The organism is Ferrigenium kumadai, from assembly GCF_018324385.1.
GTDB classification, from domain to species: Bacteria; Pseudomonadota; Gammaproteobacteria; order Burkholderiales; family Gallionellaceae; genus Gallionella; species Gallionella kumadai.
On the sequence record NZ_AP019536.1, the window covers coordinates 2,132,402 to 2,146,530 of the forward strand.

The 14,129-nt window shown below is 61.8% G+C and carries 14 protein-coding genes; 10 read left to right on the top strand and 4 right to left on the bottom strand.

Annotation, left to right across the window (positions count from 1 at the left end; translation table 11 throughout):
* The first annotated feature begins 6 nt into the window (after nt 1-6).
* The gene (locus tag FGKAn22_RS10340) at nt 7-423 is read left to right on the top strand and encodes an OsmC family protein (protein ID WP_212785562.1); all 417 of its coding nucleotides are present in this window, start codon (nt 7-9) and stop codon (nt 421-423) included.
* An 84-nt stretch (nt 424-507) separates the two neighbouring features.
* On the opposite strand, the gene coq7 is transcribed toward FGKAn22_RS10340, so the two are convergent.
* Both coq7 and trpC read right to left on the bottom strand, forming a co-directional pair.
* Nucleotides 508-1,134, bottom strand: coding sequence for a 2-polyprenyl-3-methyl-6-methoxy-1,4-benzoquinone monooxygenase (gene coq7, locus FGKAn22_RS10345; protein ID WP_212785563.1), 627 nt, complete (start codon nt 1,132-1,134; stop codon nt 508-510).
* Between the two features lie 18 nt (nt 1,135-1,152).
* Nucleotides 1,153-1,941 (bottom strand): indole-3-glycerol phosphate synthase TrpC, encoded by a 789-nt coding sequence (trpC, locus tag FGKAn22_RS10350; protein WP_212785564.1) that lies wholly within the window; start codon nt 1,939-1,941, stop codon nt 1,153-1,155.
* Nucleotides 1,942-2,016: 75 nt separating this feature from the next.
* Here trpC and FGKAn22_RS10355 point away from each other — a divergent pair, with 75 nt between their 5' ends.
* From FGKAn22_RS10355 to FGKAn22_RS10375, 5 genes are all read left to right on the top strand, one after another.
* Nucleotides 2,017-3,276 (top strand): glutamate-5-semialdehyde dehydrogenase, encoded by a 1,260-nt coding sequence (locus FGKAn22_RS10355; RefSeq protein ID WP_212787211.1) that lies wholly within the window; start codon nt 2,017-2,019, stop codon nt 3,274-3,276.
* 16 nt (nt 3,277-3,292) lie between these two features.
* A complete protein-coding gene (gene lpdA, locus FGKAn22_RS10360; protein ID WP_212785565.1) occupies nt 3,293-5,053 on the top strand; it encodes a dihydrolipoyl dehydrogenase in 1,761 nt (586 codons plus the stop codon).
* Nucleotides 5,054-5,061: 8 nt separating this feature from the next.
* On the top strand, nt 5,062-5,868 hold the full coding sequence (locus FGKAn22_RS10365) for a DUF4197 domain-containing protein (RefSeq protein ID WP_212785566.1): 807 nt from the start codon (nt 5,062-5,064) through the stop codon (nt 5,866-5,868).
* Nucleotides 5,869-5,878: 10 nt separating this feature from the next.
* Nucleotides 5,879-6,295: a YqaA family protein gene (locus FGKAn22_RS10370; protein WP_212785567.1), complete on the top strand. Its 417-nt coding sequence runs from the start codon at nt 5,879-5,881 to the stop codon at nt 6,293-6,295.
* 118 nt (nt 6,296-6,413) lie between these two features.
* Nucleotides 6,414-6,914, top strand: coding sequence for a BCAM0308 family protein (locus tag FGKAn22_RS10375; protein ID WP_212785568.1), 501 nt, complete (start codon nt 6,414-6,416; stop codon nt 6,912-6,914).
* A gap of 55 nt (nt 6,915-6,969) precedes the next feature.
* Here FGKAn22_RS10375 and FGKAn22_RS10380 read toward each other — a convergent pair whose 3' ends face one another.
* Nucleotides 6,970-7,230 (bottom strand): DUF5062 family protein, encoded by a 261-nt coding sequence (locus FGKAn22_RS10380; RefSeq protein WP_212785569.1) that lies wholly within the window; start codon nt 7,228-7,230, stop codon nt 6,970-6,972.
* A 213-nt stretch (nt 7,231-7,443) separates the two neighbouring features.
* Here FGKAn22_RS10380 and FGKAn22_RS10385 point away from each other — a divergent pair, with 213 nt between their 5' ends.
* From FGKAn22_RS10385 to FGKAn22_RS10395, 3 genes are all read left to right on the top strand, one after another.
* Complete coding sequence (locus tag FGKAn22_RS10385; protein ID WP_212785570.1) at nt 7,444-8,109, top strand: dUTP diphosphatase; 666 nt, start codon at nt 7,444-7,446, stop codon at nt 8,107-8,109.
* A 294-nt stretch (nt 8,110-8,403) separates the two neighbouring features.
* Entirely contained in the window at nt 8,404-10,527 is a 2,124-nt protein-coding gene (locus FGKAn22_RS10390) for a methyl-accepting chemotaxis protein (protein ID WP_246487390.1), read from the top strand.
* Between the two features lie 11 nt (nt 10,528-10,538).
* A complete protein-coding gene (locus FGKAn22_RS10395; RefSeq protein WP_212785572.1) occupies nt 10,539-11,795 on the top strand; it encodes a sensor domain-containing phosphodiesterase in 1,257 nt (418 codons plus the stop codon).
* A gap of 17 nt (nt 11,796-11,812) precedes the next feature.
* Here FGKAn22_RS10395 and FGKAn22_RS10400 read toward each other — a convergent pair whose 3' ends face one another.
* The gene (locus FGKAn22_RS10400) at nt 11,813-13,261 is read right to left on the bottom strand and encodes a M17 family metallopeptidase (RefSeq protein ID WP_212785573.1); all 1,449 of its coding nucleotides are present in this window, start codon (nt 13,259-13,261) and stop codon (nt 11,813-11,815) included.
* A 60-nt stretch (nt 13,262-13,321) separates the two neighbouring features.
* Between FGKAn22_RS10400 and FGKAn22_RS10405 the strand changes: the two genes are divergently transcribed.
* On the top strand, nt 13,322-14,116 hold the full coding sequence (locus FGKAn22_RS10405) for a thymidylate synthase (RefSeq protein WP_212785574.1): 795 nt from the start codon (nt 13,322-13,324) through the stop codon (nt 14,114-14,116).
* The last annotated feature ends 13 nt before the right edge of the window (nt 14,117-14,129 follow it).

Here is a 14,129-nt window from a genome sequence, read left to right on the forward strand (position 1 = left end):
AACAACATGAAAGCTCGCGTCAAATGGATCGAAGGGATCGCCTTCGTGGGAGAAGCCGAAAGCGGCCATGCCGTGGTGATGGACGGCGCGCCCGCTGCAGGCGGCCGCAACCTCGGCCCGCGCCCGATGGAAATGCTGCTGCTCGGTGCGGGCGGCTGCTCCAGCATCGATGTGATCATGATCCTGAAGAAAAGCCGTCAGGCGGTTTCCGACTGCTATGTCGAACTGGAAGCGGAACGCGCCGAGACCGACCCCAAGGTATTCACCAAGATACATATGCACTTCGTGGTGAAGGGCAAGGACATCAAACCGGAAGCCGTCGAAAAGGCCGTCAAGCTATCGGCAGAGAAATACTGCTCGGCCTCTATCATGCTCGGCGCTACCGCCGAGATGACGCATGATTTCGAAGTGATTCAGGAGTAACGGCGGGGAAGGGTAAAGAGGGAAGGGAGAAGGGTTTTACCCTTGAGCGCCGAAGGTGCAGTCCCTTCCCTCTTCTCTCTTCCCTTAAATGCGGTAGGCGGTGTGCGTCAATATCTTCGAAGTCGCCTTCATCGCGAACTTCACCGGCGCAGGCAGATCGGCGCCGCCCATCTCCTTCGCCATCTCCGAATGCTTGGTCTCGTCCACATACATCTGCTGGACCACCGCTCGGCTCTTCGCATCCTGCGGCGGCAATTTCTCCAGATGGCTCTGCAGGTGCCCGCCGACCTGATGCTCGGTCTCGGAGAGAAAACCCAGATTCCACTTGTCACCCAGCAACCCGGCGAATGCCCCCAGTGTCAACGAGCCGGTATACCAGAGCGGATTGAGCACACTCAGGTGTCCGCCCAGTTCATGTACGCGCTTCGAGGTCCAAGCCAGATGCTCGGTCTCTTCCTGAGCCGCCTGCTGCAGCTTCGCCTGAACCGCGGGATCGCGCGCCGTCAGTGCCTGCCCCTGATATAGAGCCTGAGCACATATCTCGCCGCTGTGATTGATGCGCATCAGCCCGGCGGCGTGCTTGCGCTCCGCCTCGTCCATGGGGGCATCGGACATGTTCGCATCGGGATGCGGGCGCGCACTGTGCGCCTGACTGAACAGGGTACGCAGCCCCTTATCGAATTCGACGATCAGATGATCCAGATTCAACATATTGCCTCCCTGGTTGAGTTACGCGAACACTTTCGCCAATTCCGCGCCCGGATCGCCGGCGCGCATGAACGCTTCGCCGACGAGGAAGGCGTTCACCTGATGGTCGCGCATCAGCTTCACGTCTTCCGCCCTGAGGATGCCGCTTTCGGTGACCACAATACGCCCCTGCGGAATGCGCGACAACAACCCCAGCGTGGTTTGCAGGCTGACCTCGAAGGTGCGCAGGTTGCGGTTGTTCACCCCGATCAGCGGCGTGGAGAGCTGCAACGCCGCATCCAGCTCCTCGCCGTCATGCACCTCCACCAGCACCGCCATGCCAAGGCTGTGTGCCAGCGCCTCGAATGTCTGCATCTGCCTCACATCGAGCGCCGCAGCGATCAGCAGGATGGCGTCCGCGCCCATCGCCCGCGCCTGGTAGATCTGGTACTCGTCCACCATGAAATCCTTGCGCAGCACCGGCAGGGTACAGGCGGCACGCGCCTGCTTCAGGTATTCCTCGCCGCCCTGGAAGAACTGCTCGTCGGTCAGGACGGAAAGGCAGGCTGCGCCGTGCTGCGCGTAACTTGCGGCGATCTCGGCGGGGCGAAAGTCCTCGCGCAACACGCCCTTGCTGGGGCTGGCCTTCTTAACCTCGGCGATCACCGCGGCCCGGCCGGCCGCGATCTTGGCGCGTATCGCGCCGACAAAATCGCGCGCCGGTCCGGCCTGCTCGGCCTCGGCACGGATCTGTGCCAGCGGTTTGGCCGCTTGCGCCGCGGCCACTTCTTGCGCCTTCACGGCGAGTATCTTCTTCAGAATATCGGACATGCTTTGTTCTTTCGAATGAGGCCCGCATTCTAGCAGGATGGTAAAATGCACGTCCGCTCCAACGAGACACGCACGATGGAAGACATCAAGAAATACATGCAACAGGTCGGACAGCAGGCACGCACCGCGTCGCGCGCGATGGCCATGGCCGATACCAATGCAAAGAACCGCGCGCTTGAGAACATCGCGGCCGCCATTCTGGCCGACAGCGCCAAGCTCATCGCCGAGAACGCCAAGGATGTGGCAAAAGCCAAAATCGAGGAGCTCGATGCCGCCTCCATCGACCGCCTCACGCTCACCGAGAAGACCGTGAAGTCCATGGCCGAAGGTCTGCTCCAGATCGCCGCTCTGCCCGATCCCATCGGCGAGATCAGCGACATGAAATACCGTCCGTCCGGCATCCAGGTCGGCAAGATGCGCGTGCCGCTCGGCGTCATCGGCATCATTTACGAATCGCGCCCCAACGTGACGGCGGATGCCGCCGGCCTGTGCCTGAAGTCCGGCAACGCTGCCATCCTGCGCGGAGGCTCGGAAGCCATCCATTCCAACCAGGCCATCGCCGCCTGCGTGCATCAGGGCCTGCGCGAAGCGGGACTTCCCGAGACCGCAGTGCAGGTGGTGAGCACCACCGACCGCGCCGCGGTGGGTGAACTCATCACCATGAAGGAGTATGTGGATGTGATCGTGCCGCGCGGCGGCAAGAGCCTGATCGCGCGCATCTCCGAAGAGGCCAAGGTGCCCGTCATCAAGCACCTGGACGGCATCTGCCATGTATATATCGACGACGAGGCCGACCTCGAGAAGGCCATCCGCATCGCCGACAACGCCAAGACCCACCGCTACGGCGTATGCAACGCCATGGAGACCCTGCTGGTGCACAAGAGCGTCGCCGCGCAGGTGCTGCCCGACCTGTGCAGGATCTACCTCGACAAGGGCGTGGAGCTGCGCGGCGACGACGCCGCGCGCGCCATCATCCCGCAGATGAACACGGCGACCGAGGAAGACTGGCGCACCGAATACCTCGCCCCCATCCTGAGTGTGCGCGTGGTGAGCGACCTGGACGAGGCCATCGCGCACATCAACACCTACAGTTCGCAGCACACCGACAGCATCGTCACCGAGAACTACACCAAGGCGATGCGCTTCCTGCGCGAGGTGGATTCCAGCAGCGTGATGGTCAACGCCTCGACGCGCTTCGCCGACGGTTTCGAATACGGTCTGGGCGCGGAGATCGGCATCTCCACCGACAAGATCCACGCGCGCGGCCCGGTCGGACTGGAAGGACTGACCTCGCAGAAATACATCGTGCTCGGCAACGGGCAAGTCAGAATCTAAAAAGAAAGAGAACAACATGAGCCAAACCATCGAAATCAAAGTGCCGGACATCGGCGGATTCAAGGGCGTCGCCGTCATCGAGATCGCGGTGAAACCCGGCGATTCGATTGAGAAGGAACAGACTCTGATCACGCTGGAAACCGACAAGGCGACGATGGACGTCCCCTCGCCCGCCGCCGGCGTGGTGAAGGAGCTGAAGGTCAAGGTCGGCGACAAGATCAGCGAAGGCTCGGCGATCCTGCTGCTTGAGAGCCAGGATATAGGACACGGGATACAGGATTCAGTTAACCCCGTAGCCCCGGAAACGCCTGCGGCACCGCCCCCCGTCTCCCGTCTCCCGTCTCCTGTATCCTCGATCAAGGGCGACATCCACGCTGAAGTCGTGGTGCTCGGCGCAGGCCCCGGCGGCTACACCGCCGCGTTCCGCGCGGCCGATCTCGGCAAGCAAGTCGTGCTGATCGAAAAACACGCCACGCTCGGCGGCGTGTGCCTCAACGTCGGCTGCATCCCGTCCAAGGCGCTGCTGCATGTGGCCAAGGTCATCAACGAGGCGGAAGAGGTATCGCATCACGGCGTGACCTTCGCCAAGCCGAAGATCGACATCGATGCCATCCGTACCTGGAAGGAAAGCGTGATCGGCAAGCTCACCGGCGGCCTCGCCGGACTCGCCAAGCAACGCAAGGTGCAAGTGGTTCGCGGCACCGCCAAATTCACTTCGCCCAACTCTCTCTCAGTGCAGACTGCCGAAGGCGAGAAGATCGTCACCTTCGACAACGCCATCGTCGCCGCAGGTAGCAGCGTGGCGCGCATCCCCGGTTTCCCATACGACGATCCGCGCATCATCGATTCCACCGGCGCACTGGCGCTGAAGGACGTGCCCAAGCGCATGCTGGTCATCGGCGGCGGCATCATCGGCCTGGAGATGGCCACGGTGTATGACGCACTGGGCGCGAAGATCTCCGTGGTCGAACTGATGGACCAGCTGATGCCCGGCGCAGACAAGGACATGGTCAAGCCGCTGCACACCCGCATCGCCAAGCGTTACGAAGCCATCATGTTGAAGACCAAGGTGACGAAAATCGAGGCGACCAAGGCTGGCCTGAAAGTCACCTTCGAAGGCGAACAGGCTCCGGCCGAACCGCAAGTCTATGACAAGGTGCTGATGGCCGTCGGCCGCCGTCCGAACGGGCGCGAGATCAATGCCGAAGCGGCTGGCCTCATCATCAACGAGCGCGGCTTCATCCCGGTCGACAAGCAGATGCGCACCAACGTGCCGCACATCTTCGCGATCGGCGACATCGTCGGTGACCCGATGCTGGCGCACAAGGCGGTGCATGAAGGCAAGGTCGCGGCCGAGAACATTGCAGGCCACAAGGCATTCTTCGAGCCGCTGACCATCCCGTCCGTCGCCTACACCGATCCCGAGATCGCATGGATGGGCCTGACCGAAACGCAAGCCAAGGCGCAGGGCATTGCATACGAAAAAGCTTCCTTCCCGTGGGCTGCTTCGGGCCGTGCTCTCTCCATCGCACGCGAAGAAGGTGCAACCAAGGTGCTGCTGGATCCGAAAACACGCCGTATACTCGGCGCGGGCATCGTCGGCACGAACGCGGGCGAACTGATCGCCGAAGCCGTGCTGGCGCTGGAGATGGGCGCGGACATGGAAGACATCGGCCTGACCATCCATCCGCACCCGACGCTGTCGGAGACCTTCAACTTCGCGGCGGAAATGGCGGAAGGCACCATCACCGACCTGATGCCGCCGCGCAAAAAATAGGAGGCAATATGCCGAACTTGCACCGTCTGCTGGCTGTTTCATTGCTTGCCTGCTCCGCACAGGCAAGCGCACTGAATCTGGGCGACCTGCTCAACAAGGAGCAGCTGGGCAACATCGGCAAGGCGGCACCTCCAGTCAGCGCGCCGGCAGCCGCATCGCCCGCACCTGCGGCGAAGTCCCAGACTTCCGACCTGTCCATGTTCAGCAACAAGGATCAGGTCGCGAGCCTGAAGCAGGCCCTCACCCAAGGCGCAGAAACGGCAGTCAGGAACCTGGCAAAAGAGAACGGCTACCTCGGCAACGACAAGGTGCGTATCCCGCTGCCGGAGAGCCTGCAAAAGGCCGACAATCTGCTGCGCAAATTCGGCATGGGAAGTTACGCCGATGACCTCGTCACCTCGATGAACCGCGCCGCGGAGGCCGCTGTACCGGAAGCGAAGACGTTGCTGATCGGCGCAGTGAAGCAGATGACCGTGGCAGACGCGAAAGCCATCCTCACCGGCGGTGACGATGCCGCGACGCAATACTTCCGCAAGACCACCGAAACCGCGCTCACGGGCAAGTTCAAGCCCATCGTCGCGAAATCCATGCAGAAGGTGAAGCTGGCGCAGACCTATGACCGGTTCGCCGGCAAGGGTGCCCAGGTCGGCCTGGTGGAAGAGCGTGACGCGAAGCTCGACGACTACATCACGCGCAAGGCGCTCGACGGCCTGTTCCTGATGATGGCCGAACAGGAGAAGGCCATACGCGCGAATCCGCTGGAAGCCACCGGCAACCTCGCGAAAAAAGTCTTCTCCGTCCTGCGCGGACAATAACCCTCAGTCCGTGAGCGAAACCGCCGGCCTCGCCTCGCTCTTCCTCAGCAGCCTGCTCGCCGCGACATTGCTTCCCGGCGGATCGGAAGCAGTGCTGTTCGGCGTGCTCAAGGCCTATCCAGAAACGCTGTGGATCGCGCTTGGCGTCGCCACGCTCGGCAATACCATCGGTGGCATGATCACCTTCGGCATGGGCTGGCTGCTGCCTCAGACCCAGCAGCTCAAGCACGTGGAGAAGGTGCGCCGCTACGGCACGCCCGCGCTGCTGTTGGCCTGGGTGCCGCTGATCGGCGATGCGCTGTGCCTCGCCGCCGGCTGGCTGCGGCTCAATCCGTGGCAGGCTGCGCTGTTCATGGCCATCGGCAAGTTCGCGCGCTACTGGCTGATTGCTTCGGGCATGCGATACGCGTTCATCTTCACGCAGTAACCACGCAACCCGCCTGTCCACGACAGTAAGGCAAAACCCTCATTGTTCCGGTCTCCGAAGCTGAGTACACTGCCCCCAGCAGTAAGTGACGCGAACCATCAACAAGAAGGAGCCGATCATGACCAGCCAGTCCAGAAATGCTGCATTCCATCCCATCCGCCGCGACCGCCTGTTGCAGGAAGCGGTGCACGACAGCTACAAGATGCAGGGCAAGCTGCCGGAACCGACCGTCTGCCCCGGCTGCGGCGCCGTATTCAAATCCGGCCACTGGCAATGGGCCGAGAAACCGGCGCAGGCGCACGAGACCCTCTGCCCGGCCTGCCACCGGCAGCACGACGAGTTCCCTGCGGGTTATCTGCACATCTCCGGCGACTTCGCCGCCACCCACGAAGCGGAGATCCTCAGCCTGGTTCACAACCACGAGGCGCGCGAGAAGGCGCAACACCCGTTGCAGCGCGTGATGGACATTGAGAAGAAGCCCGAAGGTATGACGGTCACCACCACCGACATCCACCTCGCCCGCGGCATCGGCGAGGCGCTGCACCACGCCTACCAGGGCGAACTGGAATTCCACTACAACCCGGAACAACTCCTGCTGCGCGTCAACTGGCAGCGTTAGCGCCTCGTCTGCACGGGATGGCCGCTTGGCTGTCCCGATACTGCCAAGCTGCTTGTCACTTCAGAAGCGGATGCTCCTTGGGCAATTGTTTGGCGTACCAGATGGCCAGTTTGTGCCGCAAGGATTTTTCGGCGACCTGATCTTCGGGCAAGGGCTGCATGACTTTGTCGTGGACCATCAGCCTGTAGATGTATAACAGCTTCTCGCTTGCCGAATCGGTTGGTTCGAATTCGACCACGCCCCGCCCCTCCGCATACCTCACGCCCGCAAGCAGGGCTTCTTTGAACAACGCTGTTTCGTTTTTCAATTTCTTCATGGCGACTCCCGTCAAGTTTTAGAGTGCTGCGTGGTGCACCGTGAAAAGACCGGTCTGCGCCGTCGGCCGATTGGACGTATTGCTGTCCCAACTCAGGTGCGGCCGCCAGCATACTCCCGGACCGTACGGTGAAGAAATCAGTGGCGATACGTAGAGACCGGGAATGGCTCCCCATGTTGTAAAATGCGCGCCCCCCAAATTTTCACACGAACAATGACGCTCACCGAAACACAACTCACCACCATGCTGGAACTGCAGGACGGCATGAACAGCAAGGTCAATCCCGACTGGGTCGCGGCCAACAACAACTGGCACCGCGCCATTCAGGTCGAAGGCGTCGAGGCGATCGAGCATCACGGCTGGAAGTGGTGGAAGAAGCAGGACTGCGACATGGCCCAGCTGCGCATGGAACTGGTCGATATCTGGCACTTCATCCTGTCGGCCGCCATCCAGGAGAAGCACGGCAACGTTGCGCTGGCGAAGATGGAGATGCTCTCCGAACTCAACCTGCACCAGAAATCGGTGCAGTTCGACAACCAGTACTACATGCTGGCCCAGATGAAGCTGCTGGAAAAGCTCGACCTGCTGGTCGGTCTGGCCGCGGCCAGACGCACCAACCTGGCGCTGTTCGAATCGCTGCTGCTGGATTGCGGAACGAACTGGACGGACCTGTTCAAGCAATACATCGGCAAGAACGTGCTCAACGTGTTCCGCCAGGACCACGGCTACAAGACCGGCACTTACATCAAGATCTGGGGCGGGCGCGAAGACAACGAACACTTGGTCGAGGTGCTTGAAACGGTCGATCTGAATGCGGACGATGTGCGCGACGCGCTCTACCAGTCGCTCAAGGCAAGATATATCGTCGTTGCCGGCTGAGTGCCAAGGCCGGCACCTGGCGCAGCGGCCATAATCCGCTGCCCCCTCTCCCTCCCGGCGCGCCGCCCTCCCCGCCTCCAGTTCAAAATATTCAGGGCAAAGCGCACCGTTATGGTGTGGGGAATACAACGCATGCACTCTTTTGTACTCGCGCTACCGGGAGCGCACGGGCATATCGGCCGCGCCATTGCATCTGCAGTACATTTCGCCTGATTTATAACCTCATGGCATGCATATTGCTGATTGAGCATCATCCAACAGCAGAGATGACATGCGATGTTAAAAAGTCAGGAAATGCAATTGACCGCAGGCGAGCGGGGCTGGCTGCCCTGGCTCGGCAAAACCGGCAAGATCGCCATGCGCTGGGCTTGCTTCGTCAACCGGCACCGTTACCCGATACTTGAGCAGACCTTCGAGGGGATCGCCGCAAACCGCGTCAGCATCCTGCAGGGCTGGGCGGAACAGCAATGGTCACATCTGGAAAACCTGGGCGAGGAGATCGCGCGACACTTCCGGCATCCGCAACGCATCCAGGACACTCTCGAGACCGTCCGTTTCCAGGACTTTTCCGAACTGTTCGTCATCGGCAAGGACGGCAAGGTACTCGCATCGACCTGCCCAGCGCGGATCGGCCAGGCCGACCTCGATCCGCGCGTCATCGAACACGCGATGCAGCAGCGTTTCCTGCACGGCCCCTACCTGGACAAAGCCACCGAACGCATCGGTCCCTCGTCCTCCCGATTCCACGATGCCGTAACCCTGATGTTCTACCTGCCGCTGATGCAGGACGGCGAACTGCTCGGTTGCCTGTGCGGTCGGGTTCCCAACGATGTCGTCGGAGACCTCATCCAGCGCGAAGCCGGGCATATCTATCATGAATCCGGCGACAACTACCTGTTCATGGTGAAGCCGGTGTTCGACCCGGCCATCAGGCCCGGCACGGCGCTCTCGCGCTCCCGCTTCGAAGACAGCACCTTCACCCTCGGCGACAACCTCAGGCAGGGCGTGCACACCGCGTACGGCACCGTGCAGATCCGGAACCACACCGAGTTCGAGCTGATGTTCACCGATCCGGCGACCAACTCCCTGCACCCCGGCGTGCGCGAAACCATCGCACGAGGGCACAACCTCTTCGTCGCCTATCCTGGATATGCCGACTATCGCCACGTCCCGGTGGTCGGCAAGGGCATCACCTTCCAGATGCCCGGCTCTCCCGACACCTGGGGCATGATGTGCGAAGCCGACCTGGAAGAGGTGTTCCGTTTCCGCTCCGTCAATTTCAGACTGATGAGGCTCTATCTCGGCGTGGTGCTTGCAACGTGGCTGGCCAGCATGGCAGTGGGCCACGGGCTCTCTCTCGGCGTCGCCGCCACGGAGTCCATCAATCTGGGCTTGCTGGCACTGGGTGCCACGATCTTCTATCGCTTCGGCAGCAACCCGATGGTCGGACGCATGCGCGGCATGGGGAAAATGATCAGGAGCATCGCAGAAGAAGGCGGAAACCTGGCGCAGCGTATCGAGCGCGACCACCGTACTGCCGACGAGCCGGCGATGATGGCGCAGTGGATCAACAGCTTCATCGACACGCTGGACGGTACCGTCGGCAGGGTCATCGGCGGCATAGTCGAAATGGACAACCTGCAGCACCGGGTCGCCACAAAGAACCGGGAGGCCACGGATGCCGCCAAGCACGTGCTGGATGCGGTCAACGGCATCATCACCTCCCTGCACCGGCAGCTCGCAGACATCGACACCGCGAACCACACGGCAAGCGAGATCCGCGCGGCCATGCAGGAGGCGATGGATAAAGCGCGCATGCAGTTCAAGATGGTGCGGAGCCGCACACAAGGCATCCGCACCTCGATAAACGAGTCATCCTGCACCATCAAGACGCTCAGCGACAGCACCGCGCAGATCGGCCGGATCGTCACCGTCATCAACGAGATCGCCGACCAGACCAACCTGCTCGCCCTCAATGCCGCCATCGAGGCCGCACGCGCCGGCGAAGCGGGTCGAGGTTTCTCGGTCGTGGCCGACGAAGTGCGCAAACTGTCCGAGCGCACCGCACAGGCGACCCGCGAGATCAGCCTGATGATCTCGACCGTGCAAGTCCAGGCGCGCGATGCGATCACCATCATGGAGTCCGGCATGGGCAACATGGAAGAAAGCCTGCGCCTCGCGGAAGAAGCCGCTTCGGACAAGTCTGGCATGCAGCAGATCCTGGAGCGCATGTTCACCATCATCCAGGACATTTCCGACAGCACCCTGAGCTACGGACAAAGCGTCCAGGGAGTCGCGCAGATCACGGAATCGATGCGCGGCGCATTGAACGAGCTCAATTCCAGTGCCGCACAAGCCAGGCAGACCGCGGGCCGGATCAAGAGCCTCGCGGACCAGTTCCAGGTCACCCAGCATTGAACGCCGCCGCCATGAAATCTAACGACGAGACACGACGCATCCTGATGCACCTGCAACATGGAGAGGCCGGCGTGACCGGCCATCACCGCCATTTCACGCTACGCAGCGCATTTCAACCCATCGTCAGCCTGTCGCACTGCCGCAGCGTCGGATATGAAGCGCTGGTGCGCGCCACGCACTGCGACAACTCCGCCGTGTCGCCTCCGGCGCTGTTTGCCGGTGTCGCCAACGAGTCCGAACTGGTTCATCTGGACCGGCTCTGCCGCGCCGTGCACATCCACAACTTCATCCGATCAAACGACGACAACAGCTGGATATTCCTGAACGTCCATCCCTCCGTCAGCGTCAAAGGCCGTCATTACGGCAGATTCTTCGAAGAACTTCTGGAAGAGGTTGGACTGCCGCCGGAACGTGTCGTCATCGAGATTCTCGAAGATGCCACCTTCGACGATCATCAACTGGCGGATGCCGTGTCGTTCTACCGGGACCGCGGCTGCCTGGTGGCCATCGACGACTTCGGCATCGGCCACTCGAATTTCGGCCGGATCTGGCAGATCAAACCCCACATCGTCAAACTCGATCGTTCCACCCTGGTCTTTGCCAGGCAGGACGCCGCCGCACGTAGGGTACTTCCCGGGCTGGTCAACCTGCTGCATGAGGCCGGCTGTATCGTGCTGATCGAAGGGATAGAAGACGAATACGAAGCGATGCTCGCCATGGAAAGCGGCGCCGATCTGGCTCAGGGGTATTATTTCGCCCGCCCCGCAGCGCAACCGCTCACGATGAGCGAATCCAGCGACACGATCCTGAGTCTGATCCATGGTTATCGTTCGCGGCTGCAACGGCAGGATCAGGCAGACCGCAATGCCGCCCATATGCCGGCATTGCACCGCGCCGCCATCGAAGTGGCCGCCCGGGAAAGCCTGCACTGTCCCGCCATCGACCGGCTATTGGGCATGAATGGCGCCGACCGTTGCTACCTCATCGACCATGAAGGCCGCCAGATCGGCGACAGCCGTGCGGCGGCAGGAAAAGCTCACGCCGGCGACATACGCTTCCGCCCGCTGGAGAACGCAAGCAACGCCATCTGGATACGCCGTTCCTACTGGCGGCGCGCCTTGCACAAGCCGGGCGAAGTGCAGGTGACCCGGCCTTATCTGTCCGTGGCCACCGGCAGGCTTTGCATCACGCTATCCATTTCATTCAACGAAGCCGGTGTGGCGCGAGTCCTCTGCCTCGACCTGGAGCACGACGAATATTCACCGTAGCGTGTGTCAGCCCCGCACTATAGCGCGCCGTGCAGCATCCCCACCCCCCAGGCCACGCCGAAGCCCGTCACGTCGGTAGCGACGATGCCCAAGCCCCCCTCGCAGCGGCTGGCGGAAAGATCCACATGCAACCAGGGCGTATCGTGTTCGACGAAGCGCTTGAGGAAGCGCGTGGCGAGGATATGGTCGGCTTCGCCATCCAGCGTGCACTGCTTGATGTCGGCGACCTTGGAATCCAGCGCGGGCTCGTAATCCTCGTCCTGCGGGAAAGCACACAGGCGTTCGCCGGTCTGCTTGCCCATGCCCACCGCGCGCTGCGCCAGCTCCTCGGTCGTGCCGAACACACCGCTGTAGCGTGCGCCCAGCGCCATCGCCATGCTGCCGGTGAGGGTGGCGAAGTCGATCATCAGGTTGGGTTTCGCGCGGGAGGCGAGCGTCAGCGTGTCGGCCAGCACCATGCGGCCTTCGGCGTCGGTGTGCATCACCTCTATCGTCGTGCCATTGAGCGCCTTCACGATGTCGTTCTGCTTGTAGGCCTTGGGGCTGATGTGGTTCTGCGCCAGCGCCAGCCAGCAGTCGATGTTCACCGGCAGTTTTTGTTCGGTTGCGGCGAGCAGGATGCCCAGCGCAACCGCGGAGCCATTCATGTCCTCGTGCATGTTGTGCATGTAGCGCGACGGCTTGAGGTTGTGCCCGCCGGTGTCGAAACAGATGCCCTTGCCGACCAGCGCGACGCTCTGCTTGGCCTTCAAATGCTTGTACGAAAGATGCACGATGGCCGCATCCTCCGGGTCGCTGCCCTGCGCCACCGCAACGAACGCGCCAGCGCCCATCTTGCGCAGCTTCTTCATGTCGAACTCTTCGTGCTTCCAGCCGTTGTCCTGCGCCAGCTTCTTCACGCGCACGCGGTACTGCCCCGGCGTCAGCTCGTTGGGCGGCAGCGCGGTCAGCTCACGGCACAGCAGATTTCCTTCCGCCTGCGCCTTGAGCGGCGCGAATATCTTCTTGTCCGCGCAACCGTAGAGCTCGATCTTCTGCAGCGGCTTGCGCTCGTCCTTCTTTTTATGCACCGGCAACGGCGCACCGTTCACCCACGCGCCATATACCGCCAGTTCCGCCGCACGCTTGCATTGCGCATCGTCGCCCAGCACCACGATAGCGATACTCTTGGGATGCTCGTCCAGCAGCAATTGCAACGCCTTGCGCACCTGTACCTGCTGCGCAAACGTATCCTTGTCGAGGTCCAGCATCGCCCACGCCACCAGCGTCCCGTCCGCCGCATTGGCCGCGACCGGCGACTTCGCCAGCTCTTCCGCCTTCATGTCGCGGCGCTTGAGCACGGCAGCGAGCAACTCACCGTGCGGCACGTCCTTGGCAAGCGTTTTGGCCTTGGGCAACAACACCAGCAGGTGCGTGGCGTTCAGCGTCTTGGGCAGGGCGGGAGTCAGGGTCAGTTGTGCTAGCATTACGTCCTCGAAAAGTCATTCAACGCCGCGATTATACGTGGCATTCGCCCCCGAATATTTATGCGCGCCTACTTAGACCTCATGCAGCACGTGCTGGACCACGGCACCAAAAAATCCGACCGCACCGGCACAGGCACGACCAGCGTATTCGGCTACCAGATGCGCTTCGACCTGTCGCAGGGCTTCCCGCTGGTCACCACCAAGAAGTGCCACCTGAAATCCATCATCCACGAACTGCTGTGGTTCCTGCAGGGCAGCACCAACATCAAGTATCTCAAGGACAACGGCGTCAGCATCTGGGACGAGTGGGCGGACGAGAACGGCAACCTCGGCCCTGTATACGGCAAACAATGGCGCTCGTGGGAAGCGGCGGATGGCCGCGTGATCGACCAGATCAAGATCGCCATCGACCAGCTCAAGAACAATCCCGACTCGCGCCGCATCATCGTCTCGGCATGGAACGTGGGCGAACTCGACCAGATGGCGCTCGCGCCCTGCCATGCCTTCTTCCAGTTCTACGTCGCAGACGGCAAGCTCTCCTGCCAGCTCTACCAGCGCAGCGCAGACATCTTCCTCGGCGTGCCGTTCAACATCGCGAGCTATGCGCTCCTGACCATGATGATGGCGCGGGTGTGCGGCCTCAAATACGGCGACTTCGTGCACACCTTCGGCGACGCGCACCTGTATTCGAACCACATGGAGCAGACAGCGCTGCAGCTGTCGCGCGAGCCGCGCCCGCTGCCGACCATGAAGATCAACCCCGACGTGCAGGATATCTTCAACTTCAAGTTCGAGGATTTCACTTTAGAGGGTTATGACCCTCACCCCGCGATCAAGGCACCGGTCGCTGTTTAGGATTCGGGATACA

Bases quoted from the DNA above. Each gene is read 5' to 3' on its own strand.
- FGKAn22_RS10340 (WP_212785562.1), top strand. From the start codon at position 7: ATGAAAGCTCGCGTCAAATGGATCGAAGGGATCGCCTTCGTGGGAGAA.
- coq7 (WP_212785563.1), bottom strand. From the start codon at position 1,134: ATGTTGAATCTGGATCATCTGATCGTCGAATTCGATAAGGGGCTGCGT.
- trpC (WP_212785564.1), bottom strand. From the start codon at position 1,941: ATGTCCGATATTCTGAAGAAGATACTCGCCGTGAAGGCGCAAGAAGTG.
- FGKAn22_RS10355 (WP_212787211.1), top strand. From the start codon at position 2,017: ATGGAAGACATCAAGAAATACATGCAACAGGTCGGACAGCAGGCACGC.
- lpdA (WP_212785565.1), top strand. From the start codon at position 3,293: ATGAGCCAAACCATCGAAATCAAAGTGCCGGACATCGGCGGATTCAAG.
- FGKAn22_RS10365 (WP_212785566.1), top strand. From the start codon at position 5,062: ATGCCGAACTTGCACCGTCTGCTGGCTGTTTCATTGCTTGCCTGCTCC.
- FGKAn22_RS10375 (WP_212785568.1), top strand. From the start codon at position 6,414: ATGACCAGCCAGTCCAGAAATGCTGCATTCCATCCCATCCGCCGCGAC.
- FGKAn22_RS10380 (WP_212785569.1), bottom strand. From the start codon at position 7,230: ATGAAGAAATTGAAAAACGAAACAGCGTTGTTCAAAGAAGCCCTGCTT.
- FGKAn22_RS10385 (WP_212785570.1), top strand. From the start codon at position 7,444: ATGACGCTCACCGAAACACAACTCACCACCATGCTGGAACTGCAGGAC.
- FGKAn22_RS10390 (WP_246487390.1), top strand. From the start codon at position 8,404: ATGCAATTGACCGCAGGCGAGCGGGGCTGGCTGCCCTGGCTCGGCAAA.
- FGKAn22_RS10395 (WP_212785572.1), top strand. From the start codon at position 10,539: ATGAAATCTAACGACGAGACACGACGCATCCTGATGCACCTGCAACAT.
- FGKAn22_RS10400 (WP_212785573.1), bottom strand. From the start codon at position 13,261: ATGCTAGCACAACTGACCCTGACTCCCGCCCTGCCCAAGACGCTGAAC.
- FGKAn22_RS10405 (WP_212785574.1), top strand. From the start codon at position 13,322: ATGCGCGCCTACTTAGACCTCATGCAGCACGTGCTGGACCACGGCACC.